The following is a 5,699-nucleotide window of genomic DNA, read 5'->3' as shown; positions in this document are numbered from 1 at the left end:
GTATAATCCGCGCCGCCATCGGTCATCTGCACGATTTTGGCCACGACATCTTCGCGGCTCATGCCCTTCGAGTTCAGGAACGCTGTCATGCCGAACCTGCGGCCCCATTCTTCACGGTCAGGATTAATGTCGACCCCGATGATCATGCCAGCCCCTGCAAGCCGCGCGCCTTGAATGACGTTCAAACCAATCCCGCCAAGGCCGAAGACAACAACAGTGTCGCCAACCTGCACCTTTGCCGTGTTGACCACTGCGCCTACACCTGTCGTGACACCGCAACCGATATAGCAGCTTGATTGAAAAGGCGCGTCTTCGCGGATTTTGGCAACCGCGATCTCAGGCAGCACGGTGAAGTTCGAGAAGGTCGAGCATCCCATATAATGGAATATGGTCTGGCCCTTGTAGCTGAACCGCGAGGTTCCGTCAGGCATCAACCCCTTGCCCTGCGTCGCACGGATCGCAGTGCACAAGTTGGTCTTGCCCGAAAGGCAGCTTTTGCACTGACGGCATTCGGGCGTGTACAAAGGAATGACATGATCGCCAGGCTTCACCGAAGTCACACCTGTTCCTACTTCGCGAACAATGCCTGCGCCTTCGTGGCCCAGAACGCTTGGAAATATCCCCTCGCTGTCAAAGCCATCAAGCGTATAGGCATCGGTATGGCAAATCCCAGTCGCCATGATCTCGACCAGCACCTCGCCAGCCTTGGGGCCTTCCAGATCCAGCTCGACAATTTCCAACGGCTTTTTAGCCTCAAATGCAACGGCAGCGCGGGTCTTCATATTGCTTGGGTCTCCTGACTATCCGCCAATGGCTTTTCCATTAACAGCACGGTCGCGCAAGCCTAGATTCCCGCATACCATTCATAATCGCCGACATCCTCCCAATATCCACCCTTCCCTCCGTGGAATTTCGTCAGATCGTCGGTCGCCTCAATGCGCATGACATATTTTGCCTGCTTATAGCCGAGCTGCCTTTCCACCCGCAGACGAATGGGTGCACCATATTTTACTGGCAGAGTTTCACCGTTCATGCCCCAAGCCAATATCGTTTGCGGGTGAAACGCATCGATCAGGTCGATCGATTCATAATAAGGTCGCGCGCCATAATTGTCGGCACAATGAAAGACGATATATTTGGCATGTGACGACACGCGGGCCTGCTGAAGCAAAAGTCGAAGCGGTGTGCCTTGCCACTGCGCAATTGCGCTCCATCCTTCTACGCAATCATGCCGCGTGATTTGCGTGCGTGACGGCATGGCTTTTAACGCGTCTAGCCCAATCGCCAATGGGTTGGCGACCATACCATCGACTCGCAGCCGCCAGTCGGCAAAGTTGTTCCCGACATGCGCGACATACTCAGCCGACGTTGCAGTGATCGAGCCATTTGTTTTGAAAACAGGCGAAATGTCAGACATCGCAAATTCCGGCGCCAGCGTTGCACGATCCGTCAAGGACCGGTGCGTCACCTGATTTAACTTTTCGGCCGTGCGCAACGCTTCGCGGAATGTCGCATTTTCATTCATGGCGTCACACCCGCTTAGGATCAGCGCACTGCTGCCCAAGGTCACGGAACGCAAAAAATCACGCCTTTGGAGATATTTGTGTCCATCAGTCATGATGATTCTCCGTCTGCGGACTTAGAAGATATGGCGTGCCGCCCAGTAATCATGGACCTAATACCAGTGATTGGCCCAGACAAAACTACCATGATGAGATGCACCGCCACAAAGCTTACCAAAATCGTTGCAGCAATAAAATGGATCGACCGCGCCGATTGTCGCCCCCCAAATATATCCAGCAGCCAGGGCCACGCTGCGTTCATGGCTGGAGACATCGTGATACCGGTCAGGATTATCATCGGCAGCACTATAAAAATCACACCAATATAACTGAATTTTTGCAGAAAGTTATACGTCCCTGCGTCATGCCCGTCATTGAAACGCAGCCGGGCGTGATTTTTGATATCTTCCCAAATCGCTTTCAGGCTCCACTCTGAACGCCGGACATGCAAATCCTTGAAAATGTGGCCATTGAACAAGGAAATGAGCATGAAGGCTGTCAAACCGAGCGCAAACATCCACGCAAAAGCAAAATGCCACCGCCGAGCAGCAGCCAGACTGTAATCCGTGGGGATAGTAGCCCATCCGGGAAAGGCTACCCTGCGCACTTTGTTATCACCATCCATGGATAGCCCAAGCACGCCGGTGGTTTCAACATGCGCGGAACCAATACGCACAAATCCGGTCGTGCGGGTGTCGTCGATTTGCAGCCACGCATAATCCTCGCGCGACCCATATTCACCCCAATAAAGCTGCGGATGAGCGTTGAAGATCATCAGACCACTCATCAACAACGTTGTAATGAAAAGGGCATTTAACCAATGCCAAATGCGCGTAAACAGGTGATGTCTCTTACCCGTGCTCTGCGCCATTGTGACTGCTCCACACCTACAAATTTATCTGCCAAAGGCTAGGCGATAACAAAAAGTTACGCAACAGCAACGAAGCCATGCCGGATTGGATGCATCGCGCGAGGATTTTATGGCCCCTGCGCAGCGCCGCTTATGCCTGTTGCCGTTTGAGCCAGACGTGGAACGGCTTTGGCAATGATGATGCCGACGTCGACACTGCCGCCGGCTTTCCCCAATGCAAATATACCCGGCAATTCCGACGCGACGCCGACGACGTTCGCGGACAGTGGTGCGACGCGGATGCGGTAGTCACCGTAAGGCACAAATTCAAAAAGGAAAAAGCCGTCATATTCGGAACGCGTAGCCTTTATGACGTCGCCGTTCTTATTCAATAGCTCGATGTCGACACCGCTAAGTGCTTTGCCACCCTCCCGCTGCAAATTTCCCGAAATCTCGCCCGCCGAAACGAGGGGAAGTTCGATTACTGTTGGAATGCCGGGGCGCGGCGTAATGACGATCCCGCTGGTTGCTGGCTGGACAAACGGATCGGGCAAGCTCGACGCATCGATACCGATCAGGATTTGCTCATAAGGCTGAAGCCCGTCGATGATCGTGCGGCCTTGCGCGTCAGTTGGCCGGCCGCGGCCAGTCATTCCTGCTGTTAACTCGACATCTTTTTGTACAGGCTCATTGGGTTGCCGGATGCCATCTGCATTATCATCCTGAAATACAACGGCAAAAGCCTGACCGGAAGATGCAAGCTTATCGGCAGCGACGCGCATGCCGCCATTGTGCGGGTTTGGCCCCAGGCTAAATGCAAGGTTCAGCCCCGCGGCAACCGATCCGTCGTTGGCGACTTCCACTTGCCCGGTGATGGCGAAATGTTTGAAACGGCGGCTATGTCCTAGGGCGAGGCGACTGCGCGAGTCCCCTGCGGAATAGCCTGCCTCAACTTTCCAGTCCGCGCGCTCGCCCGCTCGCCACTCACCCGTAATCTTGGACTCGCGAAAGCCCGTTTCTCCGGAAAGCGCAAAGGTTGCTTCGCCGCGCAGACGAAGTCCCCCTACACGTCCGGAAAGACGCAAGGCTGCGTCAAGCCGGGATGATGGATCAACCGTTCCCCTGTTGCGATCCTGCGACCACTCCAGTTCTGCGCTCGCGTTTAATTGGTTGATATTAAACGATATACGCGAAGCAGCTTCAAGACGGCTTCCGCCGCCTGTACGTTCAATATACCGGACTTCACCACGCAGCGGCAGATATTGCCTGCCCACTTTGATCGCGTGGTCAAGAGACATGCTACTTAAACGCCGGACGTCGCGGTCATACCGTTCGCTTTGATAATTGCCGAACAGCCATGCGCTTTCACCCGTGACCATCGTCTGGCCGACCTGCGCCAGCATTTGTCCGCGGAGCGCATAGCCACCGACCAGATTCGATGCACTCGCCAGTTCTATCAAAGATGGGCCGACTGCTCGGCGAACGGATCCTTCAAGATAATATTGGCGCTGTCCGCGCAACATCGATGAAAATAATGATGCTGCGACTGACGTCTTTGGGTCAAGGCCCCGTTCTAGTCCAACACCAGCGCGCCATCCCAGATAATCATTTTGTTCGCTGCTACCCAGATTGATCAGGTCGCGCCCCGCATCCTGGATTGCCGCCCAATAATAGGTTTCGCGCGGCGGTATCGAATTGAGACCAACGGGAATCATTTTCACTTCTCGGCGAACCTGACCCTGCGGTCCGTACAAAACCACTTCAAAGCGGTTCTGGCCATAAAGCAACTGCACGTCGAGAAATTCAAATCGTCCGTCACCACGGCTCTGGACATAGGCGATCAGCTGGTCGTTGCGGTAGAGCTCGGCATCCCAGCCATCGGGCAAATCGCCCCGAAACACCGTGCGGTCAAAGCTAGCTGGTCGGTTAAGTGGGCGGTTTGTGACAAATGCCCCGCGTCCGGCAGTCGACTGAATCCCGAGAGCCGTTGCGTTCGTCGCAACATCGCCCAAGGCAAAATGCGTTGCATTCAATGGTCCTAACAGACTGCCCTCAGATTCGGTTTTGTAAGCACGCACACGCAGGCTTTCTGGAATGCCTTTGCCATTTGATGACAGACGCGCGTCGAACGACGCTCCGGCAATGTCCCCGCTCGCATAAATTTCGTAGCGTGCATCGGCGCGGTTGCTCGCCATTTTGTCACGAGCTGCGCTGATCGAGGCGACAATATCAACAGAGGGCGTCCGAAAGAATTTATATGGATTGCGGGCTTGTGGCAAAGTGCCGAGATCAAATTCCATTGGTGGCCGCACTTTGCCAGCCCGTGCTTTGCGCTCTTCCGCAAGCTCGAAGGGCAATTTGCGATCTGCGCTGACAATGATCAAAGCATTTGCTTGATCGATTTTTAAGTTCACATTCAGCCATTGGGCCAGCACATCGCTGTCGACGCAATATCCCTCCGGAACGTCCCGCACATCTGTAGCTGCCAGATTTTGCGATTTGTTCATGATTTGTACTATATTAGATTCAAGGTCTAACGTGAATGTACGGCTTTCCTCAAACAACCAACCAGTTGCGCGGCGCGACTTTTTGTCGAGGCGAACAGGCAAGTCGAAAGCCATGATGATGTCCGCGAAATCGATGCACACGCCAGTGTCGGTCTGATAGCCGCGAATGCCGTCGCCAACGCGCCACTGGCCAACGCGCACATCAAACAAGAGCGCGTCGTCTTCATTGGCTTGCCAGCCAGACGCAAATGCAGGCGCAACCGGCATCACCACGACCCCGGTCGCAACGGCCAGAGCCGTCAATACCTTTACGGCCTTATGAAAAAATGTGCCCATGTCAGACCAGTTGACCTAAAAAGCTTAGGGTAGAACTGAACGCACCTGGCTTATGAGGCCGCCACCAGCTTCGGGCGCTTCAAAATAGGAGATGACGACCTCGCCGTGCATTTTGGCAGCAATTTCCGGAGCCAAGCCAATGGATACTTTCCGGCGCGGGGTTTCGGGATAGGCCGCAATACCCTTTGTGACGCTAAGCGGCTCGGAAGCGCCCGGCTTGGACACATGTATTTCGCCGAAAAGTGATCTGCTGCCTGAACGGTTCAGATCAAATTCGAGAGTTGGCCCAACCTCATCTTTACCGAGGCGCACATTGTTTAAGGCCGCTGTCGCCTGGAGGTTGCCCTTTCGGACGATGACGGGAATGCTGATCCCGTAAATAGGAATAAGCTGAATCTTCAATCCTTCGGCTTCGCTTTTCGAACCATCGGCAGGCGCCGTTTT

4 protein-coding genes and 1 pseudogene are annotated in these 5,699 nt (G+C 54.4%); all 5 read right to left on the bottom strand.

Translation table 11 applies throughout. From position 1 onward, the window contains the following. A partial coding sequence (locus ACLL9E_RS00025) for an alcohol dehydrogenase catalytic domain-containing protein (protein ID WP_411289696.1) occupies positions 1-782 on the bottom strand: 782 nt, incomplete at its 3' end. A 62-nt stretch (positions 783-844) separates the two neighbouring features. Then, the gene (locus tag ACLL9E_RS00020; protein WP_411289695.1) at positions 845-1,618 is read right to left on the bottom strand and encodes a molybdopterin-dependent oxidoreductase; all 774 of its coding nucleotides are present in this window, start codon (positions 1,616-1,618) and stop codon (positions 845-847) included. After that, positions 1,615-2,433, bottom strand: coding sequence for a cytochrome b/b6 domain-containing protein (locus ACLL9E_RS00015; protein ID WP_411289694.1), 819 nt, complete (start codon positions 2,431-2,433; stop codon positions 1,615-1,617). The genes ACLL9E_RS00020 and ACLL9E_RS00015 overlap by 4 nt, the downstream gene beginning before the upstream one ends. A gap of 107 nt (positions 2,434-2,540) precedes the next feature. Beyond that, positions 2,541-5,255 (bottom strand): carboxypeptidase regulatory-like domain-containing protein, encoded by a 2,715-nt coding sequence (locus tag ACLL9E_RS00010; RefSeq protein ID WP_411289693.1) that lies wholly within the window; start codon positions 5,253-5,255, stop codon positions 2,541-2,543. A 24-nt stretch (positions 5,256-5,279) separates the two neighbouring features. Continuing rightward, positions 5,280-5,699 (bottom strand): annotated as a pseudogene (locus ACLL9E_RS00005) (molecular chaperone); the annotation flags it as partial.

It is taken from the genome of Sphingorhabdus sp. (assembly GCF_046596595.1).
Taxonomy (GTDB): domain Bacteria; phylum Pseudomonadota; class Alphaproteobacteria; order Sphingomonadales; family Sphingomonadaceae; genus Sphingorhabdus_B.
The sequence above is the reverse complement of the archived record's forward strand: the minus strand, read 5'-3'. Positions and strand labels throughout refer to the sequence as shown.